This is a genomic window from Streptomyces sp. RLA123 (assembly GCF_056270165.1).
In genome coordinates this window covers 7,969,839-7,990,280 of sequence record NZ_JBWDOR010000003.1, presented here as the reverse complement: position 1 = coordinate 7,990,280, position 20,442 = coordinate 7,969,839, and the positions used below count along the sequence as shown (strand labels likewise).

Genomic DNA, 20,442 nt, shown 5'->3' with positions numbered 1-20,442 from the left:
GATGCAGGACGCTCATGTCCTTGACAAACCGGACGCGGGGTCCGGTGCACCCCCCGGGCCGCGTGGAGTGGTGAACCAGCGCGGTCTGTTCGACCGGCAGATCCTGCGGCAGGCGACGGTGGACTCGGTCCGCAAGCTCGACCCACGCGTGCAGGTCAAGAACCCGGTCATGTTCGTGGTGCTGATCGGCACCCTGGTCACCCTGGCCGAGGCGATCGCGCACCCCAGCGTGTTCACCTGGCTGGTGACCGTGTGGCTGGCGCTGACGGTGCTGTTCGCCAACTTCGCCGAGGCGATGGCCGAGGGCCGTGGCAAGGCCCAGGCCGACACCCTGCGGCGCACCCGCACCGAGACCGACGCCCGCCGGCTGGCAGCGGACGGCACGGAGCGGCGGGTCGCGGCAGGAGAGCTGAGCACCGGGGATGTCGTGGTGTGCGAGGCGGGGGACGTGATCCCCTCCGACGGCGAGATCGTCGAGGGCGCGGCGTCGGTCGACGAGTCCGCGATCACCGGTGAGTCCGCACCGACCATCCGCGAGTCCGGCGGCGACCGCTCCGCGGTCACCGGCGGGACCCGGGTGCTCTCGGACCGGATCGTCGTGCGCATCACCGCCGAGCCGGGACAGACGTTCCTGGACCGGATGATCCGCCTGGTCGAGGGAGCCAAACGGCAGAAGACCCCGAACGAGATCGCGCTCGCGATCCTGCTCGCCGCGCTGACGATCATCTTCGTCCCGGTGGTGGTCACGGTGCAGCCGCTGGCCAGTTTCTCCGGCACGCACGTGTCCGTGGTCGTCCTCATCGCCCTGCTGGTCTGCCTGATTCCGACCACCATCGGCGCGCTGCTGTCCGCCATCGGCATCGCCGGCATGGACCGGTTGGTGCAGCGCAACGTGCTCGCGATGAGCGGCCGTGCCGTCGAGGCCGCCGGTGACGTGCAGACCCTGCTGCTGGACAAGACCGGCACCATCACTCTCGGCAATCGGATGGCCTCCGCCTTCCACCCGGTCGGTGACCACAGCGAGGCCGACCTGGCCGCGGCCGCCCAGTTGGCGTCGCTGGCCGACGAGACCCCGGAAGGCCGCTCGATCGTCGTCCTCGCGAAGGAGCGCTACGGGCTGCGCGAGCGTGACCTGGGCCCGTCCCACACCTTTGTCCCGTTCACCGCGACCACCCGCATGTCCGGGCTGGACATCGCCGGCCGGCAGATCCGCAAGGGCGCCGCGGAATCCGTCAAGCGCTGGGTCATCGAGCAGGGCGGAACGCTGCCCGCGGGACTGGACTCGATCGTCGAACAGGTCGCCAAGGCCGGCGCCACCCCCTTGGCCGTCGCCGACGGGCCGCGGGTACTGGGCGTCATCGAGCTCAAGGACGTGGTCAAGCAGGGGATCGCCGAGCGGTTCGCGGAGCTCCGCGCCATCGGTATCCGCACCGTGATGATCACGGGTGACAACCCGCTCACCGCCGCCGCGATCGCCCAGGAGGCGGGCGTGGACGACTACCTGGCCGAGGCCACCCCGGACAGGAAGATGGAGCTGATCAAGGCCGAGCAGGACGGCGGGAAGCTGGTCGCGATGACCGGCGACGGCACCAACGACGCCCCCGCCCTCGCGCAGGCCGACGTCGGCGTGGCGATGAACACGGGCACCACCGCCGCGAAGGAGGCCGGCAATATGGTCGACCTCGACTCCAACCCGACCAAGCTCATCGAGATCGTCGAGATCGGCAAGCAGTTGCTGATCACCCGCGGTGCCCTGACGACGTTCTCGATCGCCAATGACGTCGCCAAGTACTTCGCGATCATCCCGGCCCTGTTCCTGACGACGTTCCCGCAACTGCACGCCTTCAACATCATGGGCCTGCACAGCCCGACCTCGGCGGTGCTGTCCGCGGTGATCTTCAACGCGCTGGTCATCGTCGCGCTGATCCCGCTGGCCCTGCGCGGCGTGCGGTTCCGGGCGGCCGGCGCGACGGCGATCCTTCGCCGCAACGTCCTGGTCTACGGCGTCGGCGGGCTGGTCGTCCCGTTCATCGGGATCAAGCTCATCGATCTGATCCTCACCGCTCTGCATGCCTACTGAGGTCCGCGGACCGGCCACCAACCGTCCCCTGTCAGAACTGCACCGCCTCAGACCCGCACCGCGGCGTCGGATGGGAATCGTCATGGAGTTGTCATGCTGTGGGTGAACTTGCGGCAAGGCCTGATCGTCTCGGCCATCTTCTTCGTCCTGCTCGGACTGGCCTACCCGCTGGCGGAGACCGGCATCGGACAGGCCCTGTTCCAGCACCAGGCCAACGGATCGCTCGGCACGAACGGATCCGCCCTGGTCGGTCAGCAGTGGAAGGGCTCGCAGTGGTTCCAGGGCCGCCCCGACGGTGACGACCCGACCGCGACCGGAGGATCCAACCTCGGTCCCCGCTCGAAGGAACTGGTCGACACCTACAAGGAGCGGGCCGCCGCCCTGCGGAAGCAGGGCGTCACGCCCACTCCGCACCTGGTCACCGCCTCCGGCAGCGGAATCGACCCCGACATCAGCCCTGAGGCCGCCTACGCCCAGGTCGGCAAGGTCGCGGAAGCCCGCCACCTGACCGGCGACCAGGTGCACGCGCTGGTCGCGGCCCACGTGCGCGGGCCCCAGTGGGGATTCCTCGGCGCGTCCCACGTCAACGTCCTCGAACTCAACGAGGCGCTGGCGGGGCTGTAGCAGAGCCGACCGCCGATGAACGCCGATGGCCCCGCGCGGGCCGTACCGTCCGGAGACCGTATGTCCCACCTGACCGACGCATCGACACCGCGGCACAGCCGCGGGCCGCTGCAACGCAGTGGGCCGACGGTCTCCGGCGACGGACGTGGCGTCGTGACCGGGACCGTGGAGAGCCACGGCCACCCGGTCACGACGGCCACGCCGGGCGCTCCGGCGGTGGTCCCGGCGTGGTCCACGGGCAGCGGCTTCCGGACGCCACCGCCCGAGCCGGGCACATCAGCGGTGGCGATCCGGTGGCAGGATTGCTGGTGGAAAAGTGTGATGACCGGCCGCTGGACCCGGCATAGGAGGGGAACCCCCACGACCGACACTGTGCGCCGTAATCTGGCCGGGTCGCTGGCTGCCCTGGCCTGCACGGCCGTACTCACCGTCGCCATGCTGCCGCTGCGGACCCACCTCAGCATCGCCACCACGGCCCTGGTGCTGGTCGTCCCGGTCGTCGTCGGTGTCACCATCGGCGGTTTCTTCGCCGGCGTGCTCAGCACCCTCAGCGGCTTCCTGATCTACGACTTCTTCTTCATACCGCCCTACCTGACGCTGGATGTCGGCGCGAACGAGAACTGGACCGCGCTGGTCATCTACGTACTCGTCATGCTGCCCGTCGCCCGGGTGGTGGCCGGTATGAACGCCGCCAGAGCGGCGGCCCGGCAACGCGGTCTGCTGGTGCGCCGGCTGTTCGACCTGTCCACCCAGCTCGTCCAGGACCGCCCGCTGCCCGAGCTGCTCGACGTCATCGTGACCGCGCTGGCCGATGTCCTGGACGCCGGCCACGTCGCGCTGCTGCTGCCCCAGGACGGCCGGCTGCACGTCGCCGCCACGGCCGGCGGGGACCTCGACCCCACCGAGTTGCGGCGGCTTCACCCCCAGCCCGGACAGGTCACCAATCTCGACCTGCTCGCCGCACCCACCGGCCAGGGCCGCAGGGGCGAGCCCGTCCAGCTCGCGTTGGTGGCCGCCGGACGCCCCATCGGGGTGCTGGCGATCACCGGCGTCGCGATCACCGAGCAGCAGCGCGAGCCGCTGCTGCTGTTCGCCAACCAGATGGCCCTCGCCGTCGAGCGAGCCCAGCTGCGCGAACAGGCGATGCGCGCACAGCTGACCCATGAGGTCGAACACCTCGCACGCACTCTGGTCGCCGCCGTCTCCCACGACCTGCGCAGCCCCCTGGCCTCGATCAAGGCATCCTCCTCCGTGCTCGCCGACGCCGAGCTCGCCCCGGCTCTGACCGGCACCGCACGCGAGGAGCTGGCCCGGCTCATCGACACCCAGACCGATCGACTCGCGGCCCTGGTCACCAGCCTTCTCGACATGAGCCGGGTCCAGGCCGGAGTGCTCCGGCCACGCACCGGCCTGACCACCGCGGGCGATCTCGTCGCCACCGTCCTGCGGGACCTGCCCGGCCCCCCGCCACGGCAGATCATCACCGACATCGACGCGGATCTGCCGCTGCTCGACGTCGACACCGTGCTGATCGGCCGGGTCCTCACCAATCTGCTCGACAACGCCGCCCGCTACGCCCCACCGGCCACCGCCATCACCATCCGCGCGTACCGGAGCGACCCGGCCACGGTGACCGTCTCGGTCGCCGACCACGGCCCCGGCATCCCGCCGAACCGACGGGACGATGTCTTCGGTTTCTTCTTCCGCCGCGAGGCCGACTCCGGAACCGGACTCGGACTGGCCATCGCCAAGATCTTCATCGAAGCGCACGACCAGCACATCTGGGCCGACCAGAACCCCGGTGGCGGGGCGCGCTTCACCTTCACCCTGCCGGCCGTGGCCGGCCTGTCCGAGGAGAACACACCGTGGCCACCGTCCTCATCGTCGATGACGACATCGCGCTGCTCGCCGCCTGCCGAGTCGGCCTCGAAGCCCTGGGGCACCAGGTCCGCACCGCCGAGACCGGCCACGGGGGACTCGCCGAGGCCGCCGTCCACGCCCCCGACGTGATCGTGCTCGACCTGGGCCTGCCCGACCTCGACGGACTCGACGTCTGCACCCGCATCCGCGCATGGACCGACCGGCCCATCATCATCCTGTCCGCCGACAGCTCCGAGGACCGCAAAGTGGACGCCCTCGACAACGGCGCCGACGACTACATGACCAAGCCGTTCGGCATGCGTGAACTCGACGCGCGCCTGCGGGTCGCGCTGCGTCACCACGCCTCCGCCTCCGACGCCGACGCGACGACCGAGCTCACCGTCGGCCCGCTCACCCTCGACCTGGTCCACTACCAGGCCACCTGCCACGACGAGCCGCTCGATCTCACCCCCAAGGAGTTCGACGTCCTGGCCTACCTCGCCCGCCACGTCGGCAAGGTCTGCACCCGGCGCATGATCCTGGAGAACGTCTGGGGCCCCGCCTACGCCAACGAGCAGCACTACCTCAAGGTGTACGCCTACCGCATCCGCAAGAAACTGCACGACGAAGCCGGCCAGTTCCTCCAGAACGACCCTTCCGTCGGCTACCGGCTCAGCGTCCCCGCGCCCACGGCCGGGTGAGACCCCTCGTCACCCCCACGCCCGCGGCCTCACCGGGGCCGTGAGCGGAACGCTCATGTGTGGGGACCCCGGAGAGAGCTCCCACACGAAAGGGCGCCACCATGACCCGCATCCTGGTCGTCGACGACGAACCGCTCATACTCAAGGCCCTGCAGATCCGCCTCCAGGCCGACCGCTACACGGTGGACACCGCGGTCGACGGCCGCCAGGCGCTGGTGGAGGCCATCAGCAATCCGCCCGACGCCGTGATCCTCGATCTCGGGCTTCCGCAGATCGACGGCCACCAGGTGATGCAGGCCCTGCGCGCCTGGAGCCGGATGCCGATCATCGTCCTGTCCGGGCGGTCCGACGCCGACGAGAAGGTGGCCGCCCTCGACGCGGGTGCCGACGACTACGTCACCAAGCCCTTCGCGATGAACGAACTCCTCGCCCGCTTGCGGGCGGTGCTGCGCCGGCCGTCCGGGGAGCACTCGTCCCCCGCGGTCGCACACATCGGGGCGTGGAGGATCGATCTCGACAGCTCCGTCGTGCACGGCGCGGACGGTGACGACGATCAGCCGCGCCTGACGCCGACCGAATGGAGCATCCTCAACATCCTGCTCCGCCACCCACCGGGACAGTTGGTGACCAGCCGTCAGATCCTGCGGCACGTCTGGGGGCCGGAACACGAGAAGCACACCAACTACCTGCGCATCTACTTCGCGAACCTGCGGAGGAAGCTGGAGCCCGACCCGGCCAACCCCCGCCACCTGCTCACCGAACCGGGCATGGGATACCGCTTCAGACCCTGACCTCGTACGAGCGCCGGAAGGGCCCGGTTCCCGTGCCCCGTCAGACGCGCGGGATCGAGGGCGTGCCCGTTGCCCCGGCGTCCCGCTCCTGTGCGGTTGTTGCGGACCAGCCGGCGAGCAGCTTCAGGCCGTCCTCGGCCGGTGTTCCGGGGGGCGCGCTGTAGACGACCACGCTCAGGCCGCTCTCGTCGGGCAGGCTCATGGTCTCCTGATCGAGTTCGAGGTCACCGACGAGCCGATGGTTGAGGCGTTTCGTGGTGTCGCGGAAGACATGGACGTTGTGGGATCCCCACATCACGCGGAAGGCATCGCTGCGGGTGGACAGTTCACCGATCAGGTTCGACAGTTCCCGGTCGTGGGAGTTCCTCGCCGCCTCGACGCGCAGTGCGCCGACGGCGAAGCGGGCCATGCGCTCCCAGTCGGTGTAGAACCTCCTGGCCGCGGCGTTGAGGAACGCGAACCGCGCGACGTTCCCCCCGCACGCCGGGTCGGCGAACATCTCCGCGTACAGGGCCCGGCCCAGCGGGTTGGCGGCCAAGTCCGTTGGTGGCCACGCGCGCTGCGCTTTGTCGAAGCGGGGGCTCAGGGCAGTCCGCCTGCCGCTTCCGAACTCCCCATCTGTACGGCTCTGTTGCCCTCATCCACTGCCGTCCGCAGCCGCAGAGCATCCGCATCCCGCTCGGGTCGCCCAGAACTGGTCAGTCACTGGGCATCGGCACGGGCATCCCCGTCCAGGATGCGGAGCGATGGTCGGGCTCAGGACAAAGGGCGAAGGGTCTTCGACTTGGGAGGCTCGGCGATCCTCGGACCGGCGCCGTAGTCCTCCCACGTCGTAGTGAAGAGGTACTTCCCGTCATGGCCTTCGATCCGCAGCGGCACCGGCTCACCGGTGGTGGCGAAGTACGCGGTGCTCTCCACACTGCCCTTCTCGGTTTTCACCGCAAGGGCCGGCCGCCCGTCGACGCGGGTCTCGCCACCCTTGGTGACGGTGAAGTGCTGCTGCTTCACCATGGAGAAGCGCAAGTGACATGCACCGATGGTGTACTGCGCCAGCTTTCCGGCAAGTCCGGGCGAGTCGGTCTCCACTGGCAGGTACCGACCCGGCTCCACCGGGGCGCCTGTGCGGTCGGTCAGTTTCGCGCTGCGCCGCTGAGGGGTGATCCAGGTCTGTTCGCCGAGGGTGGTGAAGTGCCAGGCGAAGCCCTGGTCATCGGTGAACAGGCCCGTGCAGTTGTCGCCGCCGTGCATCGCATGGACGTCGCCGATCCGGCGTCCGCCCGACACCTGCACGGTGTGCACCGACGCCGCATCCAGCGCCTTGTCCACGCGGGCGAAGATGCGGTCCACCGACTGCCCCTCGATACCGTTGGGCTTGTCGCCCGGGCTGTCGCCGTTCGCTGAACAGCCGGCCGCCATCGCGAGGGCGGCCAAGCCGAATCCGAGGTCGTGCAACACCCGTCTGCCGCGCCTCAATCCCGTCAAATCCCCCACCGTCCCCATGAGTCTCCTGCGACATCCGCAGAGACTACGGGAGCCTCCGCCTGGAAGATCGCGCATGCGGATGTCATCCGACCTGGCGCGAGGCGGACCGGCTCGCCTTCGGCAACCGGCACTGGAACGAGTCCACGATCAAGGATCGGCCTGAGCGCCGCCGTGGCGGTCGCTGAGGCATCTCACCCGTTCGGACGCCACCGGAACCGGCAGTCCGGACCCTCGACCCGATCACGGGCGCCTGCGTCGAACCGCGGCTCGCCCACGAGTCTTGGTGCGTCATCCGGCCGCAAGGGCAGCACCGACTCGTCGTAGCGGGCGCCGATCCCTGGCGCGCCCGGCCCTCCTGAAAATCGCTGGCGCGGCATCCCGTCCCGGTGGATGATCCGCAGGGCCGGGGGCCACCGCCACGAAACCCCCTCCGCCTGTCTGAGAGGACGTTGTGATGACCGTTGCCGAGGCCGCGCCGTCCGGGTCCCGGCCCGAGGTTCTCGCGGCGGCCGGGAGGCTGCGCGGCAGCCGGGAGGCGGGTGTGGCGGTCTTCCGCGGCATCCCGTTCGCCGAGCCCCCGGTCGGCGCGTTGCGCTTGGCCGCGCCGCGGCCGGTGCGGGGCTGGAGCGGGGTGCGGGAGGCCCTCTCGTACGGGCCGCCGCCCCCGCAGGGCGGCCATTTCGGCATGGACGTGCTCTCGGGGGACGCGGCGGACGGCGATTGGCTGACGGTCAACGTCTGGTCACCGGCTCCCGACCCCGGCGCGGGCCTGCCGGTGATGGTGTGGATCCAGGGCGGCGGTTACGTGTTCGGCATGTCCGGCCTCCCCGAGTACGACGGCGGCCGGCTCGCGCGCGACGGCGGCGTCGTCGTGGTGACGTTCAACTACCGCGTGGGGATCGAGGGCTTCGCGCAGATCGAGGGGGCACCTCCCAACCGGGGTCTGCTCGATCAGGTCGCCGCTCTCGAGTGGGTGCGCGACAACATCCGGGCCTTCGGCGGCGACCCCGGCCGGGTCACGATCTTCGGCGAGTCGGCGGGCGGTGGATCCGTCGCGGCGCTGCTGGCCATGGACCGTGCGGCCGGGCTCTTCCACCGGGCCGTCGCGCAGAGCGTGCCCGGCACGTTCTTCTCGCCGGAGCTCGCCGCGGACATCACCGCCGCCTGCGCCGCCGAACTCGGGCTGCGGCCCACGGTGGCCGATCTGGCCGGCGTCGCACCGCAGCGGCTGTCCGCCGCGGGTGACGCCGTCGGCGCCACATTGGACCAGTGGGCGCAGCGGTGGGGTCGGCCCGCGCACAGAGCGATCCCCTTCTCCCCCGTCGTCGACGGCGACGTCCTGGCCGTCACCCCGTGGCAGGCACTCGCCGACGGCGCCGGCCGCGACATCGAACTCCTCGTCGGCCACACCCGCGACGAACAGCGCCTGTTCACCGTCGTCGGCGGCCTGCTCGGCGAGGTGGGCGAGGAGCAGGCCGCCGACGCGCTCCGCGTCTTCGCACCCGGCCCTGACGGTGCGCGGCGCTACCGTGACGCCTTCCCGGCAGCGGGCCCGGACGAGCTGTACGAACTGGTCCACTCCGACTGGCTGTTCAGGATGCCGTCGCTCCACCTCGCCGAGGCCCAGTCGGCTGCCGGCGGCCGCGCGCACGTCTACGAGCTGGTGTGGGCCGCCCCCGGCATGGGCGGCATCCTCGGTGCCTGCCACGGCCTGGACGTACCGCTCGTGTTCGGCAATCTGGACCGCGGTCAGCCCGCCATGCTGATCGGTGAGACGCCCTCACCGGAGGCGGAGGCCCTGTCCACCAGGATGCGTGGCGCGTGGACGTCGTTCGCCGCCCACGGGGACCCGGGCTGGCCCGCGTACGACGCCGATCAGCGCCTCGTCCAGGTCTTCGACACCCAGCCGGCCGTCGCCGCGTACCCGGAAGAGGCCTCCCGCCTGATCTGGCAGGACCACAGCTTCCCCGCGCTGCCGCTGATCGGCCGGTGACACCGGCCGGCCCGCAGTACTCAGTGGCCTGACGGGATGTCCGGACCCCCTGCGGCCTCGCGCTGGAGCCGGGCCAGTGCGTGGACCGTGTCGCGTGTCGCCGGATACAGGCCCCGGTACAGGCGGTGCAGCCCGTCGTACAGGGCCCCGGCGTCCGGGTCCGGTACGCGGCGCTCGCGTACCGGATTCCACGTCGCGGTTGCCGCTTCGCCGGACAGGCGGGCGGCCAGCCGCGCGGCCCCGTAGCCGGCGCCGACCGTGATGGTGGGGATGTCCTGGGGCAGCCCGGTGACGTCGGAGACGATCTGGGTCCACAACCCGCCCTGCGTGCCCCCGCCGACCGCGACAACCCGCCGGACTTCGGCGCCCGCCTGCCGCATGGCCTCGATGTTGTGGCGCACGCCGTGTGCGGTGGCCTCCAGCGCCGCCCGGTAGAGGTCGCCGCGGGTGTGCTCGACGGTGAGCCCGGCGATCACCCCACGGGCGTCGGGGTCGGCGATCGGGGTGCGCTCGCCGGCGAGGTACGGGAGCATCACGAGACCGCGTGCGCCGGCACCGCTGTCGGTGGCCTCCGCCAGCAGCGCGGCGCGGCCGGGTGACCCGAACAGGCCCCGCAGCCACTCGGTTGCCGCTCCGGACGTGGCCATGCCACCGGCCAGCGAGCGGGTACCGGGGAAGGCGCCGACGGTACTCCACAGCTCGGGCACGCGCAGCTGCCCGGTGACGGTGGCGATCAGGAACATCGTCGTGCCGTACATGAGCATCAGGTCGCCCGGCCGTGTCGCGTCGACACTGACGGCCTCGGTCCAGGCATCGATGGTTCCGGTGAGGACGGGGGTGCCCGGCACGAGACCGGTCGCCGCCGCCGCCTCGGCCGTCACCGTTCCCGCCTGGTCACCGGGCCAGCGCAGCTCGGGCAGCTCCGCGTGCGGCCACACCGCCTCCGCCCACGGACGGTACCAGTCCTGCGCCCGGGCGTCGTAGAACGGGACGGACTGGCTGGCCGAGTGGTGGTCGAGCACATAGGCGCCGGTGAGCCGGTGGGCGAGAAAGGAGGCCGGCATGAACAGCCGCCGTGCGGCCGCGAACACCTCCGGCTCGTGCTCGGCCACCCAGGCCACCTTGGGCCCCACCGCCTGGGTCGACAGCACGCTGCCGCACCGGTCGAGAACGGCCTGCCGGCCGAACTCGGCGTCGAGCCGGGCGATCTGCGCCACGGCCCTCGTGTCCACGCCGTAGAGGACGGCCGGGCGCAGCGGCCGGTTCGCCGCGTCGGCCAGGCACACGCACGGGCCCATGCCGCTGACACCGACCGCCTCCACCCGCGCGCCGCCGGACAGGAGTTCGCGGGTGATGCCCTGGAACTCCTCCCACCACAACCCGGCGTCCATTTCGACGTGTCCTGGCCTCGGGCGGGAGACGGTGTGCTCGCGCACCGCGGTCGCGAGCACCGAGCCGGAGGCGTCGACCAGGACGCCCTTGCTGCTGGATGTGCCGATGTCGACACCGAGAAAGGCCATACCTGGATGTCCCCGCACAGGCGGACCGTAACGCCGGGAGCCCTGTCCCGCTGTCCTGCTGTCCTGCTGTCCTGCTAGTTCGGACGCGGCCTCGATCGGCAGACCGCACGGCCGGGACGACAGGTGCTTACGCACGTGCAGCCAACGAGTCGGCCGCTCCGGGCACAGCCAATCGGGTGGAGGGGACGCCAGGTCACCCGCGGTGCGGCGTTGCGGCGTGCCGGGCCCCGTCCGATGAGGGAGACGGGAGGCTCCGCAGGATTCGCTTCGGCCGGCAGGCCCGTGGCCCCCGCATGCGGGCGCGGTCACAGCACATCAGCAAGGCCTGGCCGGCTCGGACCACAGCGTCGTCGGGCCGGACAGAATGAGCGCAGCCCGGCAAAGGTGCATGCTGGAAGTGCAACCCCGCTCGCGCTTGCCGGGTCTCGATGCCCTTCGCGGCGGGGTTGCCCACCAGGCGCCACGGGCCGCCCGGTGCTGATCCGCCTCGCTACTCGTCACCGCGCGGTCCCCGCCAGTCCAGGCAGAGAATCGTGGCGTCGTCCCGCAGATGTCCGACGCACGCCTCCAGCACGGCGGCGGTGGCCGCGGTGACCACTTCCCGGGGGTGCTCGGTGGCGGTCTCTCGGAGCAGCGCCGCCAGGTCCACCGCGCTGGCGCAGCGCTCCTGCATGCCGTCGGTGTAGAGGACCAGCCGGTCGCCGGCCCGCAGGTCGAGGGACTGGACGCGGAAAGGGGTGGGTGAAGGTACCCCGAAGGGCAGGTGGACGTCGACGCGGACCTCTTCGGCCACGCCGCCGCGCAGGCGCAGCGGCCACGGGTGACCGGCGTTGATCAACTCGATGCCGGTCCCGTCCATGCCGATACGGATGAGCTGACCGGTGGCGAAGCCGCTATGGCTGTGGTCCAGGAGCGTCCGGTGCACCCGGTACGCCTGCTCGGCCAGATCGCAGCCGGCCCTGCGGGCGCCGCGGGAGGCGTTGACCAGGAGGGTGGCCAGCAGCGCGGACTCCACGTCGTGTCCCATCGCGTCGGTGATGGACACGTGCAAGGTGTCGTGGTCGACCGCGTAGTCGTACGTGTCTCCCCCGATGGAGTCCGCGGGTACGAGGGCGCCTGCCAGGGCGAAGCGCTCGTCGTCGCAGCTGGCGGCCGACGGCAGCAGTCCGCGCTGGATCTCGGCGGCCAGGCTGACGGACGTGGTGCGCTCGGCCCACAGGTAGAGGTCGGTGAAACGGCGGTCCGTGACGATGAGGTACGCGAGCGCGTGGGCGGCCTCCCCGACCTGCTCCAGGACGTTCGGCGTGGCATCGGGGAGCGTCACCTCCAGCAGCCCGATGGCCTCGCCCCGGTGGCTGACCGGCACGACCACCCGCAGGCCCTGCCCGGCATCTGAGCGCTGCACGAGCCGCTGGCCGCGCAGCGCCTCCTCGTACACGGTGCCGGACAACGCGATCTGTTCCGCGCCCTGGCCACGCTGCGACGCGCCGTGTTCAGCGATCCGCACCATTTTCCGGCCGATGACGTCGGCGAGGAGGAAGGACACGGACCGCGCTCCGAACCGGTCCCGCAGATGGCGGGCGATGACCTCGACGGACTCCACCGGCGCAGCCGCCTCGGCCGCCGCGAGGACCTCGCCGAGTCGGAGCTGCTCGTGGGCCACAACGGTCTCCCTGCTGTCGGCCGGCCCGCCTTTTGCTGCCAGGGCTCCGGCCACCCGACCCGGCGTTCTGGTCTCGGTACACCGCCTACGGCCCATGCTGGCACGGCACCGGCGTCCACGCCGACACGAAACTCCCGGCCGGCGGACGGCGCGGCACCGCACCCGCCCAAGTCAGGTGCGTCGCCCGAAGCGGTTGCGACGGGTGAGGGCCCGCTGCGCACCGCTGAGGAGCCGGCTCGGGGACCGGGAGCGCAGCGCGGCGTGGGCGGCGTTGGCGCCCGGGGCCCCGTGGACGCCACCACCGGGATGGGCCGCCGCGGAGGCCAGGAAGAGCCCGGCGACCGGTGTTTCCGGGCGTCCGGTGCCCGGAACGGGCCTGAACACCAGTTGCTGGTGCAACGCGGCGGTACCGCCGTTGATCGCGCCGTGGTGCAGGTTCGCATCGGCCGATTCGATGTCGGGCGGGGCCATGGCACGACGGGCGCGGATCAGCGCGCGGAATCCGGGTGCGTACCGCTCGACCTGTTCCTCGACGCGGTCGGACATCCGCTCCCGGTCGCCGGTGTGCCACGCCCCCGTGATCCCTCCCTCGCCCGCGTCACCGCGGATGTGGTGCGGGAGGTGGGTGTAGGCCCAGGCCGACTCCGTGCCGGACGGCGAACGTGTGCTGTCGGCCGTGGTCATCTGCCCGAACAGAAGGAAGGGCCGCTCGGGCACCTGGCCCATGGCGATGTGCGCGGCGAACCGCGTCAGCCCGTCGACACCTTCCGCCAGGTGGACCGTGCCCGCGGACCGCGCGGCCTCGGCGGACCACGGCACCGGACCGTCGAGCGCCCAGTCGACCTTGAAGGTGGCGAAGTCCCACTGGAACCGTCGCAGGTCCTCCTGGACGCGCCCGGGAAGGTCGGCCGGATCCAGCAGTTGCCTGTAGAGCGCGGGCGCGGACACGTCGGCCAGGACGGCGCGGGCGGCGGGAACGAACTGGCCGTCCGCCACACGGACGCCGACGGCCCGTCCTGAGCGGACCACCACCGACGTGGCACGGGCCCCACAGCGCACCGTCCCACCGTTGCGCCGCAATCGCTCCACCAGGGCGGTGACCAAGGACTGCGCGCCCCCCACGGGGACCGGAAACCCGTACGCCTGCCCGAGCATCGCCATGAGCCAGCCGAATCCCCCGCTGCCCGCGGCCTCCGGAGCCAGGTCGGCGTGCAGTGCGTTGCCGGCCAGAAGCAGGGGGCCCAGGGCGCCGCGGAACTCCTCCTCCCCCAGTCTGCGCACTGGCAGGATCATGGTGCGGGCCAGGCGGAGTCCCCCTGCGGCGCGCAACCGGGCGGCCAGGCGAAGCCCGGCCCGCACCGGCGGGAAAGGGGTGAACAGCGCATCGAGGATGTCGTCACCGAGGCGGTCCCACAGGTCGCACAGCCGCAGCCAGGCCTCTCCGTCGCCGGGGGTGTCCCCGTCGAGGAGCGCGGCGGTGTCGCCGGGGTTCCGGTGGAGCACGGCGCAACGGCCGTCCAGCAGCGGGTGTGCGACCACGGCCGGGGCGTGGCTCCAGCGCAGGCCTTCTCGTTCCAGCTCGAGCCGGCGGATGACCGGTGAGGCGGCGGCCAGCGGATAGAAGGAGCTGAACAGATCGTGGACGAATGCGGGGTCGACGGCACGGTCGGAACGGACCCCGCCGCCCGGCTCGTCCTGAGCCTCCAGGACCTCCACGGCCCATCCCGCGTCGGCCAGGAGATTCGCGGCGACGAGGCCGTTCGGGCCCGCGCCGATCACCACCGCGTCCGGCATGAGATCACCTCCCGCGTGGACACCTCTCACGTACGAGGCGTGGCCCGGCCCGCGCCTTCCTCGACCTGCTGCGCCAGCCTGCTGAGCATGCTGCGATGGCGCACTTGCAGGAACGCGTCGAGCAGGGAGTTGTGCAGCATGCCGCCCGGACCCCGCAATGGATGCTCGTCGACGATGACGAGTGTGTCCTCGGCCCAGGGCCGCAGCTCAATGGCGATGCGGGCACTGCCGAGCCAGCCGCTCAGGGCCTCGAGCTCGAGTTGCCGCCCAGGCCTGCAGACCCGCACGACCGTGGTTCCCTTGAGCTTCACCGGCCCGAGTTCCACGGTGTACCGGATGCTGGAGCCGACCTGGGGCCAGTCGCCGTCGCCCTGTTCGGATCCCGACGGCCCGACGACCCATTCCCCGTAGCGGTCGGCGTCGCCCAGAACGGCCCACACGTCCTCCGGCGTGCCGGCCACCAGCCGGTGCCTGACAGCCATATGCCTTCTCCCTCACGGGCGGGTGCGCAGCACTCGCCGCCGCTGGACAGACACCTCGCCACTGATGCCACTATGGCCACCTTCGTCACATTTCTCATCCGGAGTGGACGGGGCCGACGGCGGAGGCGGGTCCCTGCCCGTCCCGCTCCCATGCGGCCATGCCCCCGCTCCGTGCGACCACCGCGGCGTTCGGGCTTACGGCCGGTCGTCGCGCGGGTCCCGCGGCGACGTGTCCTGCGGGGCGTCGGCGTCGTGCGAACCGAAGTTGCCGAAGCCCTTCAATGAGTGCGGACGAAGCCGAGCCCCCTGCTCGGGCCACTCGTCCGGCTCGCGTCGCTGACGGTTGGCGTGGCGGACGCCGTCCTGGTGCCCGGGACCATGATCGGTCGCCTGGCCCGCTTCGTGCTCTTCGCGCGTGTGCCACGCCCCGGCACGGGGTTGCGGCGCTCGCGTGGGTGCCGGCTGTCGCGCGCGGTGACGGCGGCCGAGAACGACGGCGCCGACGAGGATCCCCACGACGATCACGCCCACGATGAGCGGCACGATGCCGACCATGAGGTCGTGCGCGACAGCGAGCTGAACCTCGTTCATTGATCCCACAGGACTCGGCTACCCGGACGGCACCGTTCAACGCCGCTTCCCTGCCCCGGCCTTGCGCTCTCCGCTCAGTCCGAGCCGCCGCACCGGTCACGCTCACGCCCTACCGAGGACCGCGGCTACTCGAGCCACGCTCCCTCGCGCATGAGGACCCTGTCGCGCAGTTCCGGCTCGCCACGCCAGGCGAGTACGGCCTTCGGCGTCACGCGTATGTACAGAAAGGAGCCTTCCTCCGCCCGCGGGTCCCACCCGAACTTTTCGGCGAACGCGTCTGCGGCCTCCTCCGGCACGCCGCGGTCCGAACAGTGCTCCGCCTCCCCTTGCAGGAGCACCACATCGAAGGTGTCGGGCAATGCCAGGCGCACACGGGGCTCCTCTCGCACATTGCGCGCAGTCGCGGAGGTCCCGCCGGTGCACATCCACACGGCTCGCCCGTCCCAGTAGAACCACAGCGGCAGTTGATGCGGGCCGTGGTCCGGATGAGCCGTCGACACCCATATATCCCTTTCCCCAGCGAGCCGTTCAAGGGTGTCGCGCCTGCGCTCCGGGACATCACGACGAGCCGTTTCCGTGGTCTGCATGAACGCCGCCCCTCATCGGCGATGCGGAGGCGCGCATGAGGTATTGGTCCTACGCCCAGCGGCCGACAAGCCACTGAGACCGGCCGGCCGAACGGTCGGGTCACAGCCGACCGGGAGTATCAGCCGTCACCAAGCGTCGTCTGCGCCCTCATCCGCTTGCGAACTTCCGCGGATTCCACACGACCAAGAACTTTTGGTGTCGCAGGTGCATCTGAACGGATCAACAGGTGCACCTCCGACGTGCGGTGACACGACCGCGCCGCCGTACGACGGTGGGCAACGGCGCCTGGCGGCTTGTACGGCGAGGGGCATGGAGCGTGGCGTGCCGGCGGTTTCCGCAGACGAACGCGCCCACTGCCCCGGGCCGGACAGCCGTGTCACACCGGGCCGCTCGGCCCGGCTTCGAGCGGAGAGGATTCATGGACGCGTGAGCAGATTCATGTCGCGAGACCGAATCGCGCGTATACGGCGCATGATGTCGGATCGCGTCACCAAGGTCTCGCTGGTGGCCGTGGCCGCCGCGGCGCTGACCGCAGCGACCCTGCACCCCGGACTCGCCGCGGCCTCGTCGCCGTCGCCGTCTCCGGTGCCGACGGCCGTGCCGGGTGCGCCTTCCAACGCCCGCGCCAACAGCGGTGAGAGCGTGGCCACCCTGCGCCAGGCGGTGGGCAGCGGACGGCTGCTGGACTCCCACGGTGTGCGCTCGGTGTGCCCGCGGTGCCACGCCGAGGTGGTCACGGAACGCAAGGGCAGCACCTCGCCGCTGCGTTCCCCGCAGCCCGCCGGCTACGGTCCCGCGGACCTGGGCAAGGCGTACGGGCTGCCTCGCACCTCGACCGGTAAGGGCATCATCGCCGTCATCAACGCCGGCGTCGATCCCGCGCTGGAGAGCGACCTGGCCACCTACCGGCGGACGTACGGCCTGCCGGCCTGCACGACGAAATCCGGCTGCCTTCAACTGCTGGACTACACCGGCGGTGCGCAGCCCGCCCCCCAGACGGATCCCCACGGCGCGTTCGTCGAGGAGGAGGTGTCGCTGGAGACCTCGCTCGACCTCGACATGGCCTCGGCAGCCTGTCCGTCCTGCCGGCTGATGGAGATATCGGTCCCGTGGCAGGACGCCGAGGACGACAACGACGTCTCCACCGGTGACTTCGCCCGGGCGGTGAACACCGCGGTGGCCCACCACGCTTCGGCGATCAGCATCAGCTACGGCTACTCCGCGGACGTGACGAACACCAGCGGCCGCACCCTGGCCGCCCTCCGCCACAAGGGGGTGGCGATCACCGCGTCCACCGGGGACTCCGGCTTCAACGGTGGCATCCACCAGTCGTGGCCGTCCAACCTCCCCTCGGTGATCAGCGTCGGGGGCGTCACCCTGCCGGCTTCCGGCCCCGCGACGGCCTGGTGGGCCGGCGGCAGCGGGTGCGAGACACGCTTCCCCGCCGCCGACGGACAGCCGTCCTCGGTGACCGCGGCGTGCGGCGGGCACCGTGCCGCAGCGGACGTGTCGGCGGACGCCGACGCCGCCACGGGCGTGGCGGTCTACGACACCTACGCCCCCAGCACCGGAGAGCCCTACAACTGGGTGATCGCCGGCGGGACCAGTGCCTCCGCGCCGTACATCGCGGGCCTGTTCTCCCGGGTGGGCCACCTGGCCTCGGTCGACGGACCCCGGACCCTCTACCGTGCCCCGGCCGCCGCCTTCACCGACATCACCGCCGGCAACAACGAGGCGTACCACGTGTGCGGCGACTACCCCGGGCTCAGCGCCTCGGTCTGCAACGCGCGCGCCGGCTGGGACGGGCCGACCGGCCTGGGCATGCCGCACGGCCTCGGCGCCTTCTGAACACCCCTCTCCCACCCCTAGGAACTCCCATGCGTCGAATGACCCTGGTCGCAGCGGGCGCGGCAACGATCGCCGCGGCAGTGCTGACCGCTCCCGGCATCGCGAGCGCCAAAGTCAGCGGTACGACGACACCGCGGCCCTGCCGCGCCAGTGACGTCTCCTTCTACTTCGGCGGCCTCACCTCGGGCCTCAGCCGTCGCGCCTTCGACATCACCCTGCTGGCGCACGACGGCATCGCCTGCACACTGAGCGACACCCCCCAGGTGACCCTGAGCGGACCCCCCAGCCAGACCGCGCCCATACCGCTGTCCGTCAACGGACGGGGCGGCAAGCTCGTGCTGCGACCGGACTCCCCTCTGCACGCCACCGTCCGCTACAGCAAGCCGGACCTGCCGGAGCACACGCTCGAGGTCACCGCTCTCCATCTGTCGATGCCGGACCACAGCTCGCTCTCCACGTACTTCTCCGTCCCTGGGGAGACCGACATCAGTCAGGGCGGCGTGGTGATCACGTCCTGGACGACCGGAATCGGTCTGGGGCAGGGCGAGGAGTTCAACTGACAGCGCTGGTCACCGGGTAAGCGGAAATGAAGCGCCCCGGACGCCGAGGCTGACGATCGGCTTCGGCGTCCGCGGGGCCCCGGCCGGGGTGCGGGGGTCTCAGGCGGAGGCCTTGGCGATGATGCCCTCGACCTCGTCCCGCCCGAAGGCCCGCAGGGTCGTGCTGCGGATGTTGCCCACCGCCCCGAGGCGCAGGAGCGCGGCGGCGGCGGTCTCGTCGTCGGGTGCCTCGACGATGGCCACGAGGTCGTACGGACCCACCGTCCAGTAGATGCTGACGAGCCTCGCCCCGGCCCCCTGCAGTGCGACGGCGAAGGCGTCGGCGCGCTCCGCCGTGTCCGCGCAGGCGCGGATGCCCTGGTCGGTCCAGTTCAGCAGCGTGATGTAGGTCGGCACAGTCCCTCACCTCGGGAAGAGGGGTACGTCCTGCACGAGCCTATGCGCGCGGCAGGGGTGCCGCATCCGGCGCCGCTGCGATCGCCCGGTGGGACCGAGTCCGGGCCGGCCCCTCCGCGTCAGGCGGACGGTCGCGGGGGGAAGCGGGTCCTGGCGTGCTCGGTGTGGGCGCGCATGACCTGCTGGGCGCGTGTGTCGTCGCGCGCGGCGATGGCCGCGATCAGTTCGCGATGCTCCACCCAGGCCTGATCGACGATGGGTGTGTAGTAGCGGCGAACCCGGTTCTCGACACGGGCTGCCAGGTCCGCGAGGACCGCGTTGCCCGCCAGTTCCATGACGCAGGCGTGGAAGGTGGCGTTCGCGGCGACTGCCCCCTCCACGTCGTCGGCGGCGACCGCCGCCTCGCCCGTCGCGCACAGGTCGTCGAGCCGCTCGAGTCCCTCGGCGGACGGGCCGACCGCGGCCAGGCGTGCCCCCTCGGTCTCCAGCAGGGCGCGGACGACGAAGAGCTGGTCGGTCTCCTCCCCGGTCGGCTCGTGGACGAACGCACCCTGCGCGGGGCGAAGGTCCACCCACCCTTCGGAGTTCAGCCGTTGCAGTGCCTCGTGCACGGGCTGCCGGGAAACCCCGAGACGGGCCGCGAGCTCGCTCTCCACCAGATGCTGTCCCGGCTGCAGCGACCGTGAGCTGACCAGCTCCAGCAGCGCCTGGTACACCTGCTCACGCAAGGGCCCGGGGCGCTCCAGCTTGGGCACGAATCCTTGCGTCAGCCCGTCGAACGGCATCTCGGCCTCCACTCCTCACCCGGCGTTGGGCAAAGTATCGACCTGTCGGGGACGCGTGAGAAGTGGATCCGGCCCGCTTTCCCCTCACCCCCGGCTCCACCGCGGGGGTGGCGGCATGCCGTGCGGGCCGGCGGTCTGCGCTCGGGCCCACGTGACCAGCGCGGCGACGTCGACCCCGTAGGGCGACGTGTCGGCGTAGGGGGTGAGCCCGTCGGCCGCTCTGGACAGCAGGGCGGACGCGCCCTTCGCATTCCCCCGCGCGGCGTGCGTCAGGCCCACCGCGACCTGGGCGAGTGCGCGCCACAGCGCCCGTTCCTCGTCCGGCGCGGCCTTCCACATGTCCTCCAGCACCTCGTGGGCGTGGAACGGCCTGCCGGCGTCGAGCAGCCGCTGCGCCTCCGTGAGGGTTTCCTCCGGGGAGCGGGGCACCCCCTCCGGCTGCCGGGCGACCCCTTCTGCGCCGTAGGGCAGCGGCCTGCCCAGGCCGTCCCGCGGCCGGGCATTGCGTGCCCGGCCGGCGGTGTCGCGGTCCCGGGCCCGCCCGGCCGCGTTCGGGCCCGTGTCGGCCTCGTCCCCCTCTTCCGCGAGTCGCGCCCCGCAGTGCTCGCAGACGGCGCTGCCCGGCCGCTCCCGGACCTTGCCGCACTCCGGACACACCAGATGCAGCATGCAGGCCGGTTCCCC

The 20,442-nt window shown here is 71.6% G+C and carries 19 protein-coding genes; 8 read left to right on the top strand and 11 right to left on the bottom strand.

Annotation, left to right across the window (positions count from 1 at the left end):
• The first annotated feature begins 1 nt into the window (after position 1).
• The 5 genes from kdpB to RV983_RS36545 all read left to right on the top strand — a co-directional run bounded on the left by kdpB (position 2) and on the right by RV983_RS36545 (position 6,056).
• A complete protein-coding gene (gene kdpB / locus RV983_RS36565) occupies positions 2-2,080 on the top strand; it encodes a potassium-transporting ATPase subunit KdpB (protein WP_475990006.1) in 2,079 nt (692 codons plus the stop codon).
• 93 nt (positions 2,081-2,173) lie between these two features.
• The gene (locus RV983_RS36560; RefSeq protein ID WP_475990005.1) at positions 2,174-2,704 is read left to right on the top strand and encodes a potassium-transporting ATPase subunit C; all 531 of its coding nucleotides are present in this window, start codon (positions 2,174-2,176) and stop codon (positions 2,702-2,704) included.
• 372 nt (positions 2,705-3,076) lie between these two features.
• Positions 3,077-4,714: an ATP-binding protein gene (locus tag RV983_RS36555; RefSeq protein WP_475990004.1), complete on the top strand. Its 1,638-nt coding sequence runs from the start codon at positions 3,077-3,079 to the stop codon at positions 4,712-4,714.
• Entirely contained in the window at positions 4,600-5,265 is a 666-nt protein-coding gene (locus RV983_RS36550; protein WP_475990563.1) for a response regulator transcription factor, read from the top strand. Before RV983_RS36555 ends, RV983_RS36550 begins: the two co-directional genes overlap by 115 nt.
• 101 nt (positions 5,266-5,366) lie before the next feature.
• Complete coding sequence (locus tag RV983_RS36545) at positions 5,367-6,056, top strand: response regulator (protein WP_475990003.1); 690 nt, start codon at positions 5,367-5,369, stop codon at positions 6,054-6,056.
• A gap of 40 nt (positions 6,057-6,096) precedes the next feature.
• On the opposite strand, the gene RV983_RS36540 is transcribed toward RV983_RS36545, so the two are convergent.
• Complete coding sequence (locus RV983_RS36540; protein WP_475990002.1) at positions 6,097-6,594, bottom strand: MmyB family transcriptional regulator; 498 nt, start codon at positions 6,592-6,594, stop codon at positions 6,097-6,099.
• A gap of 218 nt (positions 6,595-6,812) precedes the next feature.
• On the bottom strand, positions 6,813-7,556 hold the full coding sequence (locus RV983_RS36535) for a hypothetical protein (protein ID WP_475990001.1): 744 nt from the start codon (positions 7,554-7,556) through the stop codon (positions 6,813-6,815).
• Positions 7,557-7,992: 436 nt separating this feature from the next.
• Here RV983_RS36535 and RV983_RS36530 point away from each other — a divergent pair, with 436 nt between their 5' ends.
• On the top strand, positions 7,993-9,531 hold the full coding sequence (locus tag RV983_RS36530; RefSeq protein WP_475990000.1) for a carboxylesterase/lipase family protein: 1,539 nt from the start codon (positions 7,993-7,995) through the stop codon (positions 9,529-9,531).
• 20 nt (positions 9,532-9,551) lie between these two features.
• On the opposite strand, the gene RV983_RS36525 is transcribed toward RV983_RS36530, so the two are convergent.
• The 6 genes from RV983_RS36525 to RV983_RS36500 all read right to left on the bottom strand — a co-directional run bounded on the left by RV983_RS36525 (position 9,552) and on the right by RV983_RS36500 (position 16,168).
• A complete protein-coding gene (locus tag RV983_RS36525; RefSeq protein ID WP_475989999.1) occupies positions 9,552-11,051 on the bottom strand; it encodes an FGGY-family carbohydrate kinase in 1,500 nt (499 codons plus the stop codon).
• A 490-nt stretch (positions 11,052-11,541) separates the two neighbouring features.
• Positions 11,542-12,714, bottom strand: a complete 1,173-nt coding sequence (locus tag RV983_RS36520) for a PP2C family protein-serine/threonine phosphatase (protein ID WP_475989998.1) — start codon at positions 12,712-12,714, stop codon at positions 11,542-11,544.
• Between the two features lie 171 nt (positions 12,715-12,885).
• Positions 12,886-14,508: a phytoene desaturase family protein gene (locus RV983_RS36515; RefSeq protein WP_475989997.1), complete on the bottom strand. Its 1,623-nt coding sequence runs from the start codon at positions 14,506-14,508 to the stop codon at positions 12,886-12,888.
• A 26-nt stretch (positions 14,509-14,534) separates the two neighbouring features.
• Entirely contained in the window at positions 14,535-14,990 is a 456-nt protein-coding gene (locus RV983_RS36510) for an SRPBCC family protein (protein WP_475989996.1), read from the bottom strand.
• A 195-nt stretch (positions 14,991-15,185) separates the two neighbouring features.
• The gene (locus RV983_RS36505; protein ID WP_475990562.1) at positions 15,186-15,545 is read right to left on the bottom strand and encodes a DUF6479 family protein; all 360 of its coding nucleotides are present in this window, start codon (positions 15,543-15,545) and stop codon (positions 15,186-15,188) included.
• A 161-nt stretch (positions 15,546-15,706) separates the two neighbouring features.
• On the bottom strand, positions 15,707-16,168 hold the full coding sequence (locus tag RV983_RS36500; protein WP_475989995.1) for a pyridoxamine 5'-phosphate oxidase family protein: 462 nt from the start codon (positions 16,166-16,168) through the stop codon (positions 15,707-15,709).
• 472 nt (positions 16,169-16,640) lie between these two features.
• On the opposite strand from RV983_RS36500, the gene RV983_RS36495 reads away from it, so the two are divergent.
• Together RV983_RS36495 and RV983_RS36490 are read left to right on the top strand one after the other, a co-directional pair.
• The gene (locus tag RV983_RS36495; protein WP_475989994.1) at positions 16,641-18,017 is read left to right on the top strand and encodes a S8/S53 family peptidase; all 1,377 of its coding nucleotides are present in this window, start codon (positions 16,641-16,643) and stop codon (positions 18,015-18,017) included.
• Between the two features lie 29 nt (positions 18,018-18,046).
• Positions 18,047-18,577, top strand: a complete 531-nt coding sequence (locus tag RV983_RS36490) for a DUF4232 domain-containing protein (RefSeq protein ID WP_475989993.1) — start codon at positions 18,047-18,049, stop codon at positions 18,575-18,577.
• A 99-nt stretch (positions 18,578-18,676) separates the two neighbouring features.
• Here RV983_RS36490 and RV983_RS36485 read toward each other — a convergent pair whose 3' ends face one another.
• The 3 genes from RV983_RS36485 to RV983_RS36475 all read right to left on the bottom strand — a co-directional run bounded on the left by RV983_RS36485 (position 18,677) and on the right by RV983_RS36475 (position 20,427).
• Positions 18,677-18,973, bottom strand: a complete 297-nt coding sequence (locus RV983_RS36485; protein ID WP_475989992.1) for a GYD domain-containing protein — start codon at positions 18,971-18,973, stop codon at positions 18,677-18,679.
• Between the two features lie 119 nt (positions 18,974-19,092).
• The gene (locus tag RV983_RS36480; protein WP_475989991.1) at positions 19,093-19,758 is read right to left on the bottom strand and encodes a GntR family transcriptional regulator; all 666 of its coding nucleotides are present in this window, start codon (positions 19,756-19,758) and stop codon (positions 19,093-19,095) included.
• 84 nt (positions 19,759-19,842) lie between these two features.
• On the bottom strand, positions 19,843-20,427 hold the full coding sequence (locus tag RV983_RS36475) for a DUF309 domain-containing protein (RefSeq protein ID WP_475990561.1): 585 nt from the start codon (positions 20,425-20,427) through the stop codon (positions 19,843-19,845).
• Positions 20,428-20,442 lie beyond the last annotated feature (15 nt).

Coding starts and splice junctions, on each gene's coding strand:
- RV983_RS36530 (WP_475990000.1), top strand. CDS start 7,993: ATGACCGTTGCCGAGGCCGCGCCGTCCGGGTCCCGGCCCGAGGTTCTC.
- RV983_RS36560 (WP_475990005.1), top strand. CDS start 2,174: ATGCTGTGGGTGAACTTGCGGCAAGGCCTGATCGTCTCGGCCATCTTC.
- RV983_RS36515 (WP_475989997.1), bottom strand. CDS start 14,508: ATGCCGGACGCGGTGGTGATCGGCGCGGGCCCGAACGGCCTCGTCGCC.
- RV983_RS36505 (WP_475990562.1), bottom strand. CDS start 15,545: ATGGTCGGCATCGTGCCGCTCATCGTGGGCGTGATCGTCGTGGGGATC.
- RV983_RS36545 (WP_475990003.1), top strand. CDS start 5,367: ATGACCCGCATCCTGGTCGTCGACGACGAACCGCTCATACTCAAGGCC.
- RV983_RS36500 (WP_475989995.1), bottom strand. CDS start 16,168: ATGCAGACCACGGAAACGGCTCGTCGTGATGTCCCGGAGCGCAGGCGC.
- RV983_RS36525 (WP_475989999.1), bottom strand. CDS start 11,051: ATGGCCTTTCTCGGTGTCGACATCGGCACATCCAGCAGCAAGGGCGTC.
- RV983_RS36510 (WP_475989996.1), bottom strand. CDS start 14,990: ATGGCTGTCAGGCACCGGCTGGTGGCCGGCACGCCGGAGGACGTGTGG.
- RV983_RS36490 (WP_475989993.1), top strand. CDS start 18,047: ATGCGTCGAATGACCCTGGTCGCAGCGGGCGCGGCAACGATCGCCGCG.
- RV983_RS36535 (WP_475990001.1), bottom strand. CDS start 7,556: ATGGGGACGGTGGGGGATTTGACGGGATTGAGGCGCGGCAGACGGGTG.
- kdpB (WP_475990006.1), top strand. CDS start 2: ATGCAGGACGCTCATGTCCTTGACAAACCGGACGCGGGGTCCGGTGCA.
- RV983_RS36495 (WP_475989994.1), top strand. CDS start 16,641: ATGATGTCGGATCGCGTCACCAAGGTCTCGCTGGTGGCCGTGGCCGCC.
- RV983_RS36480 (WP_475989991.1), bottom strand. CDS start 19,758: ATGCCGTTCGACGGGCTGACGCAAGGATTCGTGCCCAAGCTGGAGCGC.
- RV983_RS36475 (WP_475990561.1), bottom strand. CDS start 20,427: ATGCTGCATCTGGTGTGTCCGGAGTGCGGCAAGGTCCGGGAGCGGCCG.